Origin of the sequence: Sphingomonas sp. (assembly GCF_019635515.1) — a bacterium.
Taxonomy (GTDB): domain Bacteria; phylum Pseudomonadota; class Alphaproteobacteria; order Sphingomonadales; family Sphingomonadaceae; genus Sphingomonas.
This window is the reverse complement of the sequence record NZ_JAHBZI010000001.1, coordinates 98,544-115,236: the sequence shown is the minus strand read 5'-3', so window position 1 is coordinate 115,236 and position 16,693 is coordinate 98,544. Positions and strand designations below refer to the sequence as shown.

The window sequence follows — 16,693 nt, the reverse complement described above, 5'->3', positions numbered from 1 at the left end:
CGAGGGTGCGGCATGCGCGCCCTCGCTCTCGCCTCGCTTCTCTGTCTGACCGCCGCCGGCGCGCCCGGCGATGCGCGCCGCTACATGGTCACCGGCTTCGACCGGGTTCGCATCAACGGCCCCTTCGAAGTCGAGATCGTCCCCGGCAATGGCGGCGCTTCCGCCGAGGGCGACCCCGCCGCGCTCGACCGGCTGTCGCTGCAGGTCCAGGGCAGTACCCTGATCGTCAACTCGGGCGCGAGCGGCTTCGCGGTCCGCAAACACGATACGCCACGGACGACGCGGATCCGCATCGCGACGCCGCTGCTGCGCGGGATCGTCGCCAATGGTGGCGCGGCGATCCATGTCAGCGACATGCGCGCGCCGCGCATCGATCTATCGCTCGAAGGCACCGGTTCGCTCGACGTCGCCGCAATCCGCGCCGATGAACTCTTCGTCGCGCATAACGGCATGGGCATGCTCAAGCTGTCCGGCACCGCGACCAGCCTGCGCATCCGCGGCGCGGTGGGCGGTACCGTCGATGGCAGCGGGTTGCTCGCCAATGACGCGACCTTGCTATGGGAGAGCTACGGGCCACTCGTCATCGGCGTGCGCTATACCGCGCAGGTCACCGCATCGGGGCACGGTTCCGTGACGATCCTCGGTAACCCCGAGTGCAAGGTCCGGGGCACCGCCACGATCAGCTGCGCGGGCGAGGTTATCCGGCGCTAGGCGGCGATCGGAAAGCGCAACAACCTGGTTTCGAGCGCGACCAGCGCCTGCGCCTTGTGCCCCACCGCGCGAATGATCTCGGGGTGATGCGCGTCGAGCCCGCCGGTGAGCGCGCCGAAAGCGGGCAGGATCAGCTTGGTCTCGGTGGCGACGAAACAGCGCCGCGCGACATGCCGTCCGCGCAGTCGCAGCCGCAGCTTGGGATGGAAATGCCCGGATAGCTCGGGGCGCGGATCGCCCGGCTCGGCTTCGTGGCGGAGCACCAGCCCGTCGACCAACGCCTCCTCCTCGATGGCGCCGCCGCAATGATCTACCATCGCGGAATCGTGATTGCCGGTGATCCAGCGCCAGTCGAGCCGCGCGGTCAGCGCGGTCAGCATCGCCCGGGCCTGGTCGGGGAGACGTTCGCAGCCGGCCGAATCGTGAAAGCTGTCGCCAAGACACCAGAGTTCGCGGGCATCGGTGCGATCGACCAGAGCGGTGACGTCGCTGAGCGTCGCGATCGAATCATAGGGCGGCAGCATCTGGCCGCGCACCGCGAACCAGCTCGCTTTCTCGAAATGGAGATCGGCGACGAGCAATGCCCGCCGTGCCGGCCAATAGAGCGCGCCTTCGGCCAGCGCCTTGAAATCATGGCCAGCGAACGAAAGGGGAACCATATCGCCGCTATCGTGCGCAGCGTCTTCCGCGTCAACAGCGCAGGATCGGGATTTTCTTGCCCTGGAAGGTCAGATTGCCCTTGTCGGCGTCGATCTGCGCGACGGTGTAGCTGCGCGTCTCGGGCCGGTCGAGCTTGATCGGCGCATCGCTGCCCATCTCGAAACGCTCCGAAATCGTCTCGGTGACCTTGTCGCCGTCGATCGCCCAATGGCCCGAATCCTCGCCATTCTGGAGCGTGCCATCGGCATTGTAATGGAGGATGAAATCGGTCGCGCAACTGGTGTCATACGACCAGGCCCCGACCAGCCACTGCGCCATCGGCGACGCCGCCACTGCCGACGAAGTCGCGACCGGAGCGGGAGCGGCGGGCTCTGCAGCGTTGGTCGACACCTCAGCTTGATTGGCGATGGTCGCGACAGGCGCAGGCTCGCAGCCTGCCAGCACCAACACCGCCATCCATGCGAACCTAGTCATCCCTCACCCCCGTCATGCTGAACTTGTTTCAGCATCCAGCGCTCAGCAAGCCCTGTTCCAGCTTGTTGCACGTTGGATGCTGAAACAAGTTCAGGGTGACGGACGTGTTGTGCTTAATCGGGTCGCATTGCCCCGATTTCGGCCAGTATCCGCACCCAGGACCGGATGCCCTTGTGGAAGCTCTTGAGATCGTACTTCTCGTTGGGCGAATGGATATTGTCGTCGGTCAGCGCGAAGCCGACCAGCACGGTGTCCATGCCGAGGATCTTCGAAATCGAAGTGACCACCGGGATGCCGCCGCCGCAGCCGATCAGCGCCGATTTGCCCCATTCGGCATCGAGCGCGGCGCGCGTCGCCGTCAGCGGACCGCTGTCGCTCGATACGCTCACCGCCGGGCTGCCCGGCCCGCGCCCGGCAAATTCGACGGTGCAATCGGCGGGCAGGCGCGAACGAACATGTTCTTCGAACGCCGCCCAGACCTTGTCCGGATCCTGCGTGCCGACCAGCCGGAAGCTGATCTTGGCATGAGCCTCGGCGGGGATCACGGTCTTGAAGCCCTCGCCGGTATAGCCGCCCCAGATGCCGTTGATCTCGGCGGTCGGGCGCGCCCAGACCTGTTCGAGCACCTCATAGCCCTTCTCGCCGGCCGGCACGCTGAGACCGATCTCGCCGAGGAATTCCGTGTCGTCGAAACCGAGCGCGTCCCAGCTCTCGCGGACAGCTTCGCCGACCTCGGGCACGCCATCGTAAAAGCCGGCGAGGGTTACGCGGCCGTCCTTGTCCTTCAGTTCGGCGAGGATCGTGCTGAGCAGTTGGATCGGATTGCGCGCGGCTCCGCCATAAAGGCCGGAGTGGAGGTCGCGCGATGGCCCGCGCACCGTCACCTGCCCCGCCGCCATGCCGCGCAGGCCGATGGTCAACCCGGGCGTCTCGGTATCCCACATCAGCGTGTCGCAGATCAGCGCGAAATCGGCCTTCAATTCCTCGGCATGGGCATGGAGGAACGGCTCCAGGCTCTTAGAGCCCGATTCCTCCTCGCCCTCGAACAGGATCGTGACCTTGCACGGCAGCCGCCCGGCGGCCTCCTTCCACGCGCGGCACGCCTCGACGAAAGTGCGCAGCTGTCCCTTGTCGTCCGACGCCCCGCGCCCGACGATCTGCTTCGCGCCATCGCCGCGCGTCTCGATCACCGGATCGAACGGATCGCGCTTCCACAATTCGAGCGGATCGACCGGCTGGACGTCGTAATGCCCGTAGAACAGCACATGCGGCACGTTTTCGCCGTCTGGGCCATCATGATGCGCGACGACCATCGGATGCCCCGGCGTCGGCGCGACGCGCGCTTCGAAGCCGAGTTGGTTGAGCTCGTCGGCAAGCAGCTTGGCGGCGCGCTGGCACTCCTCGGCATAGGCCGGATCGGTCGAGATCGAGGGCACGCGCATCAGCGCGAACAGCCGGTCGAGGCTGTCGTCGATATGGCGCTCGGCATAATCGAGCGCGTTTGCGGAGTCGGTCATGGACGGGAGCTAGGCCCACGCCCGGCACCCCGCAAGGCCCTGCGGCCAAAAGGATCGGCAAGGCCGAACGGCTGCGCGATCCCGGATTTGTGACGCAGATCTCTCTGGCGGAATATACGCGATCGACGGGTCCGGCGGGTTTGGTCTAGCTTCCGCTGACCAGCCGGTATCCCACCCCCGGTTCGGTGATCAGGAAGCGCGGGTCGCTAGGGTCTTCCTCGATCTTCTGGCGCAGCAGGCCGATATAGACGCGCAGATACTGGCTGTCGGCGCTCTCCGCCCCCCAGCCCGCCGCCAGCAGCCTTTTGTGGGTTACCACCTGCCCGGCGCTCAGTGCCAGGGTGCGCAGCAGGTCATACTCCTTCGGCGAAAGCTTGGTCGGTTCGCCGTCGAGCGTCACGCGGCGGGCGACGAAATCGATTTCCAGCGGACCGCCTCGATAGACGGTCGGCGCGCTCTTGAGGCTCGAATTGCGACGGATCGCGGCACGGATGCGGGCCATCAACTCACCGATCTCGAAGGGTTTGTTGACATAGTCGTCGGCGCCGAGATCGAGTGCGGCGATCTTCTCCGCCTCCTGGTGGCGCGCGGAGATGACAATGATCGGCACCGCGCTGGTCGCGCGCAACGCATGCAGCACGTCCTTGCCGTCGATATCGGGCAGCCCGAGATCGAGCAGCACCACCTCTGGATCGAGATCGGCGGCCATGCGCAGCGCCTGGGTGCCGTCCGACGCGATCCGGACGCTGTGTCCCGCCGCCTCCAGCACCGGCTCGAGTACCGCGATCAGCGAGGGTTCGTCGTCAACGAGCAGAATCTGGGACATCAGCCATAGAACTCGGCAAAGGGCAGCCGGATGGTAATGCGTGTCCCCTGCCCGTCGATCCCGGGCAGGCTCGCCGCGATCGTTCCGCCGAGCGCCTCGACGAAACCTTTGGCAATGGCGAGACCCAGACCGCTGCCCCGGCTTGTCGTCTCGCTGCGCCCGGCACGGTAGAAGCGATCGAACACCCGGAGCAAGGCATGTTCGGGAATGCCCTGACCATTGTCGGCGATATCGATCTGACACGCTCCCGCTTCGCTCTGGATCGCCACGACGATCCGCGCATCCTCCCCGCTGTAGAGGATCGCATTGTCGAGGATGTTGATCAGCACCAGTTCGAACAGCGCCGGATTGGCGGCGACGAGGAGATCGTCGTCGGGCGCGGTCAAGGTCATTTCCCGTAACCCCGCGCGGGGACGGACGCGCTGGAGCGCGGCGGCGGCCATCTCGGCAGCGCTCAATATCTGCAGCGGTTGCGCGCCGCCGCCGGTCTCCATCCGGCTCATCTCGAGCAGGTTGGCGGTGTAGCGGTTTAGCCGCTCGCATTCCTCGACGATGCCACGCAACAGCCGCGTCGCAGTGGCGGGATCGAACTTCTCGCTATAGGCGACGAGACTCGATGCCGAGGCGCTGATCGCGGTCAGCGGTGTGCGGAAATCGTGGCTGACCGAGGCGAGAAGAGCCGATTTTAACTCCTCCGCCCGCGCCGCCGCGCTCGCTTCGGCGATCCGCTCGGCGAGCGCGGCGCGTTCGAGCGCCAGCGCGATGAGGTTGCCCAGCGCTTCGAGGAACGCGGGCTTGATTCCCGCCGGGCGCAGCGGCTCAAGCACCAGTACCAGGCTGGCATCGCGAGGATCGAGGCACAACCCCATCAGCCCGCGCTCGACCAGCATCCCCTGCCGGGCCACGCACTCGGCGAACACCTGCCACTCCGGCTCGACCGGCCTCGGTGAGAGGCTGCGCGGCGTATCACCTTCGATCCGGTACAGCGCGACACGCGCGCCGAGGATCTCGTGCGCGGCGCGCTCGATCGTCGCGATCATGTCGGACTGGCGCTGCGCGACCTGCAGCGCCTGGCTGAGCGCCAGCAGGCTGTTCAGCTGGAGATTGCTCGATCGCGCCGCCTGTGCATGGTCCTTGAGCTGCCCGGCCAGCACGCCCGAGACCAGTGCGCACAGATTGAAGACTATCAGCGGGGCGATATCCCCGCCGGTGGCGAGGCGGAAGGTCAGCGCTGGCTCGGTCAGGTAGAAATTATAGATGAGGAATGCCGCCAGCGCGGCGAGCAGCGCCGAGGCGAGACCGGAAAGCGCGCCGGCAATGGTGATGCCCAGGACGAACACCAGCGCCGAGGCGACCTCGCCAAAGTCATGCGCCGCGAACGCCGCCAGCGACGACAGCGCCAGGGTCGCCGCGGTGACCAGCAGCTCGCCGCGATCGAGATGCAAATGCGGGCGCAGGAACCGGGATCGGAAGGCGGTCCAAGGAGAGGTCATCGCGGAATCGTCGTCCTGCTGGTCCGCGACGGTGGGCATCGGCCGAGAAGATTCGGGATACCCACCGTCGTGGTGGAAACGCAGCCTCCATTGGGAGTCCAGGGTCCGCTGGGCGGCGATCCTGCGTTCCAAGGGTGAAATAGGCATCGCGCGCCGCCGGGGTACATGCATAAAAAACCTATAGTAACGCCTGCTCCGCCGCCGCCGCTAGGGGATGTTTCCGAAGCATTTCCCGGAGGCGAATATGAAGAGGCGTTTGATGGTTGCGGTCCTGATCGGCGCGGCGATGCTCGGCGGCTGCACCAAGCGCGCGACACCGGGCAATGTCAGCGAACTGACGCCGGGCGGTGGTGACCCCTATGGCAATGACGAGCAGGATCCCGCGCTCAAGCGCCTGCAGGCCGATCTTGCGGCCAGCGCCGGCTCGGATCGCGTTTTCTTTGCCTTCGACGCCCATATGCTGTCGGCCGAGGCACGGGCCACGCTAACGCGCCAGGCGCAATGGCTGCGCCAGCACCCGCAGGTCGCCTTCTCGGTCGAAGGCCATGCCGACGAGCGCGGCACCCGCGAATATAACCTCGCGCTCGGCGAGCGCCGCGCACGGGCGGCGGCGGACTTCCTGATCCTTCAGGGCATCGCGCCCAGCCGGATCACCACCCTCACCTATGGCAAGGAACGCCCCGAGGTGCTCGGCTCCGACGAGGCGAGTCATGCGCAGAACCGGCGGGCGGTGTCCGTCGTCATCCTGTATAATGACCGCTGATTTTAAACGAGGTTCGCGGGCGGAACGGCAATACGCGATATGGGCGGCGCCCCTGATCGCGCTGCCGTTCTCGGCATCCTGCGCCATTGCTTCGCCAGAGTTGCGCAGCTTCCGCTGCCACGACGGCAGCGGCTTCGCCGTCACGCTTAACGGCTCCCTCGCTCGGGTCGAAGCGGCCAACCAGGTCTATGTGCTGCAACGGCGGCAAGGTTCGATCGCGCTGCGTTACGGCTCGGACGTCGTCGCCTTCGCCCAGGACGGCGCGGACGGTTTCCTCATCGGCGCGGCTGGCGGCCCGTATCGCCACTGCACTCTCCAGTCGAAGATGAAGAAATCGTCATCCGGCCATCATCATGGCGTCAGCCAGTAACAATCATGATCAACCGCCCCATCAGCTTTCCAAATGCCTTGGCCATGCGTGCGCGTTCTCCCATGCCGATCGGTCCTGCCGCCGAGCCCATCCGTGCCCCATCGCGTCGCCTGGCCGGCAGCGGCGAGCTCCCCCGCGCCGCGAACGACAAGCCTGGCGCCGGGCTGCGCATCGCCCTGTTTTCGGGCAATTATAATTGCGTGCGCGACGGTGCCAACCGCGCGCTCAACAAGCTAGTGGCCCATCTGATCGAGCAGGGCGCGGCGGTGCGCGTCTATTCGCCGACGATTGCCGAGCCCGCCTTCGCCCCGGCGGGTGATCTCGTTTCGGTGCGCTCGGTGCCGATTCCGGGACGCAGCGAATTCCGCATCGCGCTGGGCCTGCCCAAAGCGGTGAAGGACGATATTCGTCGCTTCGGCCCCAACCTGATCCATGTCTCGGCCCCCGATCTGCTCGGCACCGCCGCGCAGCGCTTCGCGCGCCGCATTGGCGTGCCGATCGTCGCCAGTCTGCACACCCGCTTCGAGACCTATTTCGATTATTACGGCCTCGGGATGCTGCGCCGCTGGGCCGAGCGCCGTCTCAGCCGCTTCTATCGCGGCAGCGATTGCGTTCTCGCGCCCAACCAGTCGTGCGCGCAGAGCCTGATCGAAATGGACGTCAAGCCCGGGCGCATCGCGCTGTGGGGCCGCGGCATCGATCCCAGCGCCTTCTCGCCCGCGCTGCGCAACCTCGGCTGGCGCCGCGCGCACGGCTATCGCGATGACGAGATTGTCCCGCTATTCTTCGGGCGACTGGTGATCGAAAAGGGTATTCAGGTCTTTGCCGACACGATCGGCGAACTGCGCGAACGCGGCCATGACCTGCGCCCGCTGATCGTGGGCATAGGGCCGGCCGAACGCAAGATGCGCGAATTGCTCCCAGACGCGCTGTTCGTCGGCCATCTCGAAGGTACCGCGCTCGGCCGCGCCATCGCCAGCGCCGATATTCTCATCAATCCCAGCATCACCGAAGCGTTCGGCAATGTGAACCTCGAGGCGATGGCTTCAGGTGTGGCGGTAGTCAGCGCCGATGTCGGCAGCGCCCAGGCGCTGATCGATCATGGCCGCTCGGGCCTGCTGGTCGCGCCGACGCCGGCGGCGTTCGCGGATGCCACGGAAATGCTGATCGATGCTCCCGACCTCCGTAGAGCGATGCAGCGCGACGCAGCAAGTGCGTCAGCCGAATATCGCTGGCCCACGATTCTCAACGACGTGCTTTACCGCTATCGAAATGTTCTGACAGATTGAGAGGCCCGGGATCGTCGGCCGCTGTTCGATGATGGCCCCAAGGCGCAAACTTTCCGACAACCATCAATTAAATCGTGGCCCTATCGATCCCGTCAGGATCCGCAAGGCCGGGTAGCCGCGCGAGCTCATGCGAGCATCTCAAAGAAAGAAATGGCGCACCCGACAGGATTCGAACCTGTGGCCTCTGCCTTCGGAGGGCAGCGCTCTATCCAGCTGAGCTACGGGTGCCTGAGCGCCGCCTAGCAAAGCGAACGGGCGCGCGCCAGTGCCTCAATAAGCCGCGGCCAGCGTCACCGGCTGGAATTGACCCAGGCCGCAGCTCGCGCCCCGGCTCAGCCCGGGTTCGGTCAGCACGGTGATGGTATCGACCGAGCAAAGCTGGTTGCCGCTGACCTTGTAGGCGAAGCGCTTCTCAAAGCCCAGCTGCGGGCACGTGCCGCCGTCGAGCGTGTTGCGATAGACCTTGCCGTTTCGCATCACGAAATCGATCGTCTGGCCATCGCGCACCCTGGTCTCCTTGATCTGGGTGAGCGTGACGCAGCTGACCGGATCGCCGCTCGGCGTGGCGGGCGGAAGGTCCTGCCTGCTGGCGCTGCCGGGGGCGGCGGCGAAGATCAGGGCGGAAGCGGCGAGCAGAATGCGCATGATCAGCGTTCCTTCTGGCTGGCGCCGGCGTGGCTCTTCGCGCGCGGCGCGGGGGTCTTGGGTTCGAACGGGCAGAGATCGGAAACGATGCATCGCCAGCATTCGGGGGTTCGGGCCTTGCAGGTGTATCTGCCATGCAGGATTAACCAGTGATGAGCGTGGAGGCGAAAGGGCTGGGGCACCACCTTCTCCAGCTTCTTCTCGACCGCGAGCACGGTCTTGCCCGGCGCGAGACGGGTGCGATTGCCGACGCGGAAGATGTGCGTGTCGACCGCGAAGGTTTCATGGCCGAACGCGGTGTTGAGCACGACATTGGCGGTCTTGCGCCCGACGCCGGGCAGCTTCTCCAGCGCCTCGCGATCTTCGGGTACTTCGCCGCCATGATCGCGAATCAACGCTTCGGAAAGGGCGATGACGTTCCTGGCCTTGGTGTTGAACAGCCCGATCGTCTTGATATGCCGCTTGAGCCCGGCCTCGCCGAGCGCGACCATCTTGGCGGGCGTATCGACCTCGGCGAACAAAGCCCGGGTCGCCTTGTTCACGCCGGCATCGGTCGCCTGCGCCGACAGCACCACCGCGACCAGCAAGGTATAGGTGTTGACGTACTCGAGCTCGGTTTCGGGATGCGGATTGTCTTCCGCCAGCCGCGCGAAGAATTCGATTATGTCCGCCTTCTTCACACCCCGAGCACCGAGGCCATCGTGTAGCGTCCCGGCTTCTGCCCGGCGAGCCAGAGCGCCGCCCGCACCGCGCCGCGCGCGAAGATCGCGCGGTCGTCGGCGCGGTGGATCAGTTCGATGCGCTCTCCGGCGGTCGCGAAGATCACGCTGTGATCGCCGACCACCGATCCGCCGCGCAGGCTCGCCATGCCGATCGTGCCGCCCGCGCGCGCGCCGGTCAGTCCGGCGCGGTCGGTGACCTGCGCCTCTGCAAGCGTCGTGCCCATGCCCTCGGCCGCCGCCTTGCCGAGCATCAGCGCGGTGCCCGAAGGGGCGTCGGCCTTGTGGCGGTGGTGCATCTCGACGATTTCGATGTCCCAGCCCTCACCCAGCCGCGCCGCCGCCTCGCGAACCAGCCGGGCGAGCAGCCCGACGCCCATCGAGGTATTGCCGGTCTGGAGCACCGCGATCTCGCGCGCGGCGGCATCGATCGCGTCATGCTGGCGCTGGCTGAGGCCGGTGGTACCGATCACGATCGGCGTGCGCGCGGCGCGCGCGGCGGCGAGGTGCGCCTCGATCGCGCTGGCCGCTGAGAAATCGACCAGCACATCGGCCTCGGCGGCGATGATCGCGGGATCGTCCTGCGCGTCCGCCCCGCCCGCGATCCGCGCGCCGAGCCCCGGCGCCGCGTCCGCGATCGCCTGCCCCATTCGGCCGAGGCTGCCATAGATACCGATGCTGATCATGCGCGTGTCTGTGGCATAGCTGCGCGCCAGCGCAACAGAAGTTATTTCTTGGCGCGCCTGCGCCCGAGCGGGATCGCCAGCGTCACCTTGGCGGCCGGCGCCGAAACCGCGCCGACGTTGCGGTTGGCCGCGCGCACGCTCCCGCGCCCACCGCCGGGCAGCTTGAAATCGGGCCGCACCGGTTTCTCCGCCCAGCGCGCATCGTCGAGAGGGCCGCTGCGAAAACGCGACATGTCGGTATTGCCGCACACCGTGATCTCCTCGCCGTTCGGATCGCACGCCTTGCTGGCGGTCCGCGTCGCATCGTCATCGGGTGCGGGTAGCATCGTGCGATCCTGGACGATCAAGGCGATGGCGAGGGAAAGCATGCGCGCAACTAGGCCGGGATTTGCGGCAAGCGCATGGCGGGCGGTAAGGAACCGTCCATGCGCGATCTCCGCAACATCGTCATCCTCACCGGTGCCGGCTTATCCGCCGAGAGCGGCATCGCCACGTTTCGCGGTCCCGGCGGGCTGTGGGAGGGGCACCGCGTCGAGGATGTCTGTACGCCACAGGCGCTGGCGCGTGATCCCGAGCTGGTCCACCGCTTCTACGACGCGCGGCGCGAAAAGCTGGCGTCGGTCGAGCCCAATCCCGCGCATCTGGCGCTGGCCCGGCTCGATGCGGCGTGGCCGGGCGAATTGCTGATCGTGACGCAGAATGTCGATGATCTCCACGAGCGTGCGGGCGCGAAGCGGCTGATCCACATGCATGGCGAGCTCAAATCGGCGCTGTGCGCTTTGTGCGGGATCCGCCATGACTGGGAGGATTCGCTGCCGCCCAGGGCCGAATGCCCCGATTGCGGCGAACCGGCGCTGCGTCCCGACATCGTCTTCTTCGGCGAGATGCCATATCGGATGGAGGGTATCGAGCGCGCGCTGGCCGAAGCGGATCTGTTCGTCTCGATCGGCACTTCCGGCGCGGTCTATCCCGCCGCCGGGTTCGTCCAGACCGCCAAATATCATGGGAGCCGGACGCTCGAGCTCAACCTCGATCCGTCCGAAGGCAGCGCGTGGTTCGGCGAAAGCCGCTTGGGTCCGGCTGGCAAGCTGGTGCCGGAGTGGGTTGATGAAGTTCTAGGCTAATCGTTCGCCTGCGAAAGCAGGGGTTCAGGATTGCAAACACACGCGCTCTCGGCCCTGGGCTCCTGCTTTCGCAGGAGAACCGCCGTCAAGCAGCCCGAGTCTCGCCCTCGCCGGCATCATCGTCGGCGACATCGACGATCCCCGTCCGCGTGCGGCGATCGACCCGCAGCTCGAACACATCCGGCCGGGCATGCTGGCCATCGGTATCGAGCGTCGCCAGGCCACGCGGGATCTCGCCCAGATCGAGTTCGGCGAACAAAATCTCCGCTTGCTCGCCTGCCTGTGCGAGCACCACGCCGTCGGGCGCGATAATCGCGCTGCGGCCATGCTGGAGTTGTCCCTCGGGCAGGCGATCGAGCAGCTTGCGCGCCGAGCCGTCGCCGCCCGCAGCCTCATAGCCGGCGATCATCTCGGCCTTGTCCTGCACCGTGCCCGCGGCGAGCACGAACGTCCGGCCCTCATAGGCATAGTGCGCCGAGGCCAGCATCGAGATGTCGTGGAGCGTCGGCCAGGCGGCGACGTGCACCGCTTCACCGGCATGATGCATCGCCGCGCGAGTCAGCGGCATCCAATGCTCGTCCGAAGCGAGCTGGCCGAGGCGGCCCCATGGCGCTTCGTGCACTTCCAGCGTCGAGCCATCGCCCGAGCCCAGGAACAAACGCTCGGACGAAGACAGCATCAGCTTGCGATGACGCAGCACCGGCGCCTTGGGTCGGAACAGGAATTGGGTGGAGTAGAGGCTGTTGCGAATCCGCTCGAAGCCGCCGACCGAGACCGCAACCCCGGCGATATCGATCGCCCATTGCAGCTGGGCGAAGCGCGGATCGTCGCCGCGAATGGCCTGGGCGAGGAGCAGCGCGTGCAGTTCCTTGGTGCCGGGATGATCCCAGAGCGACACCGCCGGTACATGATCGAGCCAGGCCGGATAGCCGCCGAGAAACCCTTCGCCGAATGCGATCACCCGCGCGCCCATCTCGATCGCCTCGCGGGTCTTGGCGACCACCTTCTCCATGCCCTGCGCCACGGCCAGCGGCGCCGGGGCATCCTGTACGATCGCGACCTTCAGCTTTTCGCTCATTCCACCCAGTCCAGCCCTATTTCACGGTAAAGCGAGCGGTCTTCCTGCCACTCCGGCCTTACTTTCACGTGAAGATAGAGATGAACCTGAACACCCATGATCCGGCTGAGCTCGGCGCGGGCGCGGCTGCCGATCTCCTTGAGGCGGCTGCCGCCCTTGCCGAGCACGATCGCGCGCTGGGTGGGACGCTCGACCATGATCTGCTGGTGAATCTCGACCGAGCCATCGGCGCGCTCCGAATATTTCTCGGTTTCGACGGCGCTCGCATAGGGCAATTCGGCGTGGAGCTGGAGATAGAGCTGCTCGCGCGTCACCTCGGCGGCGATCATCCGCTCGGTCGCGTCGGAGACTTGGTCCTCGGGGAAATGCCAGTCGCTTTCGGGCATCGCCCCGGCCAGCACCGCCTTCAGTTCCGCCACCCCATCGCCGGTCTGGGCGCTGATGAAGAAGGTCTCGTCGAACAGCCCGGTCTCGTTGAGCTTGGCGGCATGGCCGAGCAGCCGCGGCTTGTCGGCGACATCGACCTTGTTGAGGATCAGGATCTTGCGCTCGCGGCGCCCGGCCAGGCTGTCGATCACGGTCTGGACCTTGGGGCCGATCCCGCCCTTGGCATCGACGACCAGCGCGATCAGGTCCGCGCCCTCGGCCCCTTCCCAGGCGGCGGCGACCATCGCCCGATCGAGCCGGCGCTCGGGGGTGAAGATGCCGGGCGTATCGACCAGCAGCAACTGCGCCTCGCCTTCGATGGCGATGCCGAGCAATTTGGCGCGCGTCGTCTGCGCCTTGGGGCTGACGATCGCGACCTTCTGGCCGACCAGCGCGTTGACGAGGGTGGACTTGCCCGCGTTCGGGGCACCGACAATGGCGACCACGCCGCAATGCTGGGTCATTTGGGCTGGGTCATTTCTTCAACTTCTCCAGAAGCACCGCCGCCGCCGCCGTCTCCGCCGCGCCCTTGCTGGTCCCCTCGGCACTGGCATCGGCAAGCTTGGGGATGCGCACCGTCACCACGAATTTGGGCGCATGATTGGGGCCCGAGCGATCGGTGATCTCATATTCGGGCGGCTTGCGGTTGTTCGCCGCCGCCCATTCCTGCAGCGCAGATTTGGGGTGCTGCGGCGCCTGGACATGTTCGTCGATGCGGCTTTCCCACGCCGTGCGGATGAACGCCCGCACCGGCGCGACCCCCGATTGCAGATAGAGCGCGCCGATCAGCGCCTCCATGACGTCGCCAAGGACATTGTCGCTGTCCGCCGCGCCATCATCGCGGGCCTGCTTGCCGAGCTTGAGATAGGCCGGCACGCCGACTTCGCGTGCCACACCGGCGCACATCGCGCCGGTCACCAGCGCGTTCAATCGCCGCGACAATGCCCCTTCGGCCTCACCGGCGAACCGCTCGTACAGCCATTCGGCGATGACGAGACCCAGCACGCGATCACCGAGGAATTCGAGCCGCTCGTAGTTGGCGGCCGCCTGGCTGCCATGGGTCAGCGCGCGCTCGAACGCCGCCAGATCAACCGGCTTTTCGCCAAAGGTCCTTTGAATCCACCCCCGAAGATCGGGGCTCAAAAGCCTTCCCCGATGCGGCTCCAGCGGGCCGCGGTGAACCAGGTCCAGGGCAGGAACCAATTGGCGTTGCCATCGGTCGACCAGAAGCTGACCACCGCCTTGCCCTCCAGATTCTCCAGCGGCACGAATTCGATCCCGCCTTCTTCATGGCTGAAGCGGCTGTCGGTCGAATTGTCGCGATTGTCGCCCATCAGGAACACATGCCCCGCCGGCACGGTGAAGATCTGGGTATCGTCCTGCGGCTTCAGGCCCTGGTCGAGCACGTCATAGCTCTTGCCGTTGTCGAGCGTCTCGCGGAAGCGCGGGATGCGGCAGACGGGTTGGCCGTTTTCCACCGTCTGGAAATTGATCTGGCACTTGGTGAAATTGGGGGTGATCGGCAGGGTGAAGTCGGCGATCTTCTGCTTGGGGACCGCCTTGCCGTTCACGATCAGCTGACCGCCGACCATCTGCACGGTATCGCCCGGCAGGCCGATGACGCGCTTGATCCAGTCGGTATTGTTGGTCGGCGGCGCCTTGAACACCACCACGTCGCCGCGCGTCGGCGTGCCGCCGAACAGGCGCCCCGGGATCAGCGGCAGGCTCCACGGCAATGAATGCCGCGAATAGCCGTAATTCCATTTGGTGATGAACAGATAGTCGCCGATCAGCAGCCGCGGCATCATCGATTCGCTGGGAATGACGAACGGCGAGAAGATGAAGCTGCGCACGAAGAAGACGATCGCGGCCAGCTTGAGCAGAAAAACGCCCAGATCGCGCCATTCCGACTTGGGTTCGGCAGCCATGGCGGCGGCGGGAGCTTCGTTTTCCTGGCCGGCGGGAACGGCTTCGTCGGAGGGCGTGGTTTCCATGGGGTTTGCTCTGCTTGGGCTGGGCGATCAGGTCAAGCGGGTGAATCCCGCTGGCAGGGGCAGGTTTGGGACGATAGGGGGTCTGGCCGACAGGAGATGAACATGGCCTTGCCCGATTGGTCCGCGATCAAAGCACTCAAGCCTGAGCCGCTGACGAAGCTGTTTCAGAATGACAAGGGCCGCGTCGCGACGCTCGGCGCCGATGTCGCCGGAATCCATTTCGACTGGTCGAAGACGCACCTGACCGCCGAGGCGATCTCCGCATTCGCCGCGCTCGCCGGCTCAATGGACCTGGCCGCCAAGCGCGACGCGCTGTTCGCCGGCGAAGCCGTCAACGTCACCGAAGGCCGCGCCGCCGAGCATAGCGCCGAGCGCGGCGAGGGCGCGCCGGAAAGCGTCGCGCTGGCCAGCGCCTATCGCAACCGCATGCGCGCGGTGATCGACGCGATCGAGGCCGAAGCGTTCGGCCCGGTCCGCTCGATCCTCCATGTCGGCATTGGCGGTTCGGCGCTCGGTCCCGATCTGCTCGTCGATGCGCTCGGCCGCGATGCGGATCGCTATCAGGTCGCGATCGTCTCCAATGTCGATGGCGTGGCGTTGGAAGAGGCGATGGACCGCTTCGATCCGCACACCACCTTGCTCGCCATCGCCTCCAAGACCTTCACCACCACCGAGACCATGCTCAACGCCGAAAGCGCGTTGCTGTGGATGCGCGAGGGCGGCGTCGAGGACCCCTATGGCCAGGTGATCGCGCTCACCGCCGCGCCCGAAAAGGCGCTCGAATGGGGCGTGGACGAAACCCGCATCCTGCCCTTTTCGGAAAGCGTCGGCGGGCGCTATTCCTTATGGTCGTCGATCGGCTTCCCCGCCGCACTGGCGCTCGGCTGGGACGCGTTTGAGGAACTGCTCGAAGGCGCCGCCGAGATGGACCGCCATTTCCGCCTGACGCCGCTGGAGAAGAACGCCCCGGTCCTCGCCGCGTTCGCCGACCTTTACTATACGCAGGCGCGCGGCTGCGAGACGCGCGGCGTGTTCGCCTATGACGAGCGGCTGCGCCTGCTGCCCAGCTACCTCCAGCAGCTCGAGATGGAATCGAACGGCAAGCGCGTCACCGCCGAGGGCGAGACGGTGACCTGGCCGACCGCGCCGATCACCTGGGGCGGGGTCGGCACCGACGCCCAGCACGCGGTGTTCCAGTTGCTCCACCAGGGCACGCATTTGGTGCCCGTCGAATTCGTCGGGGTGATCGAGCCCGGCGACGGCCTCGCCGAGGATCACCACCGCCAGCTCCTCCTCAACATGTTCGCGCAAGGCGCGGCGCTGATGGCGGGCAAGCATGCCGATGATCCGGCGCGTGCCTATCCCGGCGACCGGCCCTCCTCGACGCTCCTCCTCGACCGGCTCGACCCGCGAACCCTTGGCGCGCTGATCGCCTTCTACGAGCAGCGCACTTTCGTGAACGCCGTGCTGCTCGGCATCAACCCGTTCGACCAGTTCGGCGTCGAGCTCGGCAAGCAGATGGCAAGGGCGGCGGACCAGGGTGGCATGGATTTCGACGCCTCGACCGACGATTTGATCAGGAGGGCATTTGGATGAGCGACGAAGATTATGTCTATGACGAAGCCAGCGGCGAATGGGTGCCGGCTTCGCAAGTTGCGGCGGCGGAGGTCGTCGAGGTGCGCGACGCGGTTGGCAATCTCCTCGCGGACGGCGATCAGGTGACCCTGATCAAGGACCTGACCGTCAAGGGCGCGGGCCAGACCCTCAAGCGCGGCACGCTCATCAAGTCGATCCGCCTGACCGGAGACGCGCAGGAGATCGACTGCAAATATGAAGGCATCAAGGGCCTCGTCCTGCGCGCCGAGTTCGTCCGCAAGCGTTGAGCCGCGAAGCCCGGCTCCCTATCTGCACTGTCACA

General features: G+C 66.3%; 20 protein-coding genes and 1 tRNA gene. 7 read left to right on the top strand and 14 right to left on the bottom strand.

All coding sequences use genetic code 11. From position 1 onward, the window contains the following. Nucleotides 1-12 precede the first annotated feature (12 nt). Nucleotides 13-711 (top strand): DUF2807 domain-containing protein, encoded by a 699-nt coding sequence (locus KF730_RS00680; protein WP_294091553.1) that lies wholly within the window; start codon nucleotides 13-15, stop codon nucleotides 709-711. On the opposite strand, the gene pdeM is transcribed toward KF730_RS00680, so the two are convergent. The 5 genes from pdeM to KF730_RS00655 all read right to left on the bottom strand — a co-directional run bounded on the left by pdeM (nucleotide 708) and on the right by KF730_RS00655 (nucleotide 5,720). Further along, nucleotides 708-1,370 (bottom strand): ligase-associated DNA damage response endonuclease PdeM, encoded by a 663-nt coding sequence (gene pdeM, locus KF730_RS00675; RefSeq protein WP_294091551.1) that lies wholly within the window; start codon nucleotides 1,368-1,370, stop codon nucleotides 708-710. The genes KF730_RS00680 and pdeM overlap by 4 nt on opposite strands. 31 nt (nucleotides 1,371-1,401) lie before the next feature. Beyond that, complete coding sequence (locus tag KF730_RS00670; RefSeq protein ID WP_294091548.1) at nucleotides 1,402-1,845, bottom strand: hypothetical protein; 444 nt, start codon at nucleotides 1,843-1,845, stop codon at nucleotides 1,402-1,404. Nucleotides 1,846-1,958: 113 nt separating this feature from the next. Next, a complete protein-coding gene (locus tag KF730_RS00665; protein WP_294091546.1) occupies nucleotides 1,959-3,362 on the bottom strand; it encodes a dipeptidase in 1,404 nt (467 codons plus the stop codon). A 145-nt stretch (nucleotides 3,363-3,507) separates the two neighbouring features. Next, the gene (locus KF730_RS00660) at nucleotides 3,508-4,188 is read right to left on the bottom strand and encodes a response regulator transcription factor (RefSeq protein WP_294091545.1); all 681 of its coding nucleotides are present in this window, start codon (nucleotides 4,186-4,188) and stop codon (nucleotides 3,508-3,510) included. Beyond that, nucleotides 4,188-5,720: an ATP-binding protein gene (locus KF730_RS00655; RefSeq protein WP_294091544.1), complete on the bottom strand. Its 1,533-nt coding sequence runs from the start codon at nucleotides 5,718-5,720 to the stop codon at nucleotides 4,188-4,190. The genes KF730_RS00660 and KF730_RS00655 overlap by 1 nt, the downstream gene beginning before the upstream one ends. A 205-nt stretch (nucleotides 5,721-5,925) precedes the next feature. Here KF730_RS00655 and pal point away from each other — a divergent pair, with 205 nt between their 5' ends. The 3 genes from pal to KF730_RS00640 all read left to right on the top strand — a co-directional run bounded on the left by pal (nucleotide 5,926) and on the right by KF730_RS00640 (nucleotide 8,103). Beyond that, entirely contained in the window at nucleotides 5,926-6,444 is a 519-nt protein-coding gene (gene pal, locus KF730_RS00650) for a peptidoglycan-associated lipoprotein Pal (protein ID WP_294091543.1), read from the top strand. Next, the gene (locus KF730_RS00645; protein WP_294091542.1) at nucleotides 6,434-6,814 is read left to right on the top strand and encodes a hypothetical protein; all 381 of its coding nucleotides are present in this window, start codon (nucleotides 6,434-6,436) and stop codon (nucleotides 6,812-6,814) included. Before pal ends, KF730_RS00645 begins: the two co-directional genes overlap by 11 nt. 62 nt (nucleotides 6,815-6,876) lie before the next feature. After that, on the top strand, nucleotides 6,877-8,103 hold the full coding sequence (locus KF730_RS00640; protein WP_294091541.1) for a glycosyltransferase family 1 protein: 1,227 nt from the start codon (nucleotides 6,877-6,879) through the stop codon (nucleotides 8,101-8,103). 151 nt (nucleotides 8,104-8,254) lie between these two features. On the opposite strand, the gene KF730_RS00635 is transcribed toward KF730_RS00640, so the two are convergent. The 5 genes from KF730_RS00635 to KF730_RS00615 all read right to left on the bottom strand — a co-directional run bounded on the left by KF730_RS00635 (nucleotide 8,255) and on the right by KF730_RS00615 (nucleotide 10,521). Continuing rightward, nucleotides 8,255-8,331 (bottom strand) — tRNA-Arg (locus KF730_RS00635). A gap of 42 nt (nucleotides 8,332-8,373) precedes the next feature. Continuing rightward, nucleotides 8,374-8,748, bottom strand: a complete 375-nt coding sequence (locus tag KF730_RS00630; protein WP_294091539.1) for a hypothetical protein — start codon at nucleotides 8,746-8,748, stop codon at nucleotides 8,374-8,376. 2 nt (nucleotides 8,749-8,750) lie between these two features. Then, entirely contained in the window at nucleotides 8,751-9,428 is a 678-nt protein-coding gene (gene nth / locus KF730_RS00625) for an endonuclease III (RefSeq protein WP_294091538.1), read from the bottom strand. Further along, nucleotides 9,425-10,153: a 4-hydroxy-tetrahydrodipicolinate reductase gene (dapB, locus tag KF730_RS00620; RefSeq protein WP_294091537.1), complete on the bottom strand. Its 729-nt coding sequence runs from the start codon at nucleotides 10,151-10,153 to the stop codon at nucleotides 9,425-9,427. Before dapB ends, nth begins: the two co-directional genes overlap by 4 nt. 41 nt (nucleotides 10,154-10,194) lie before the next feature. Beyond that, nucleotides 10,195-10,521: a hypothetical protein gene (locus tag KF730_RS00615; protein WP_294091535.1), complete on the bottom strand. Its 327-nt coding sequence runs from the start codon at nucleotides 10,519-10,521 to the stop codon at nucleotides 10,195-10,197. A gap of 57 nt (nucleotides 10,522-10,578) precedes the next feature. Between KF730_RS00615 and KF730_RS00610 the strand changes: the two genes are divergently transcribed. Beyond that, nucleotides 10,579-11,277, top strand: a complete 699-nt coding sequence (locus KF730_RS00610; protein ID WP_294091532.1) for an NAD-dependent deacylase — start codon at nucleotides 10,579-10,581, stop codon at nucleotides 11,275-11,277. A gap of 85 nt (nucleotides 11,278-11,362) precedes the next feature. Here the strand turns inward: KF730_RS00610 and KF730_RS00605 are convergent, their stop codons facing one another. Genes KF730_RS00605 through lepB form a run of 4 tightly spaced genes read right to left on the bottom strand, consistent with a single transcriptional unit; the run spans nucleotide 11,363 to nucleotide 14,775 of the window. Next, nucleotides 11,363-12,355, bottom strand: a complete 993-nt coding sequence (locus KF730_RS00605; RefSeq protein WP_294091531.1) for a nitrilase-related carbon-nitrogen hydrolase — start codon at nucleotides 12,353-12,355, stop codon at nucleotides 11,363-11,365. Further along, a complete protein-coding gene (gene era, locus KF730_RS00600; protein ID WP_294091530.1) occupies nucleotides 12,352-13,245 on the bottom strand; it encodes a GTPase Era in 894 nt (297 codons plus the stop codon). The genes KF730_RS00605 and era overlap by 4 nt, the downstream gene beginning before the upstream one ends. A 10-nt stretch (nucleotides 13,246-13,255) precedes the next feature. Next, a complete protein-coding gene (gene rnc, locus KF730_RS00595) occupies nucleotides 13,256-13,924 on the bottom strand; it encodes a ribonuclease III (RefSeq protein WP_294091529.1) in 669 nt (222 codons plus the stop codon). Then, nucleotides 13,921-14,775 (bottom strand): signal peptidase I, encoded by an 855-nt coding sequence (gene lepB / locus KF730_RS00590; RefSeq protein ID WP_294091528.1) that lies wholly within the window; start codon nucleotides 14,773-14,775, stop codon nucleotides 13,921-13,923. Before lepB ends, rnc begins: the two co-directional genes overlap by 4 nt. A gap of 102 nt (nucleotides 14,776-14,877) precedes the next feature. On the opposite strand from lepB, the gene pgi reads away from it, so the two are divergent. Beyond that, nucleotides 14,878-16,371, top strand: coding sequence for a glucose-6-phosphate isomerase (gene pgi, locus KF730_RS00585; RefSeq protein ID WP_294091527.1), 1,494 nt, complete (start codon nucleotides 14,878-14,880; stop codon nucleotides 16,369-16,371). Next, nucleotides 16,368-16,658 (top strand): alkylphosphonate utilization protein, encoded by a 291-nt coding sequence (locus tag KF730_RS00580; protein ID WP_294091525.1) that lies wholly within the window; start codon nucleotides 16,368-16,370, stop codon nucleotides 16,656-16,658. Before pgi ends, KF730_RS00580 begins: the two co-directional genes overlap by 4 nt. The last annotated feature ends 35 nt before the right edge of the window (nucleotides 16,659-16,693 follow it).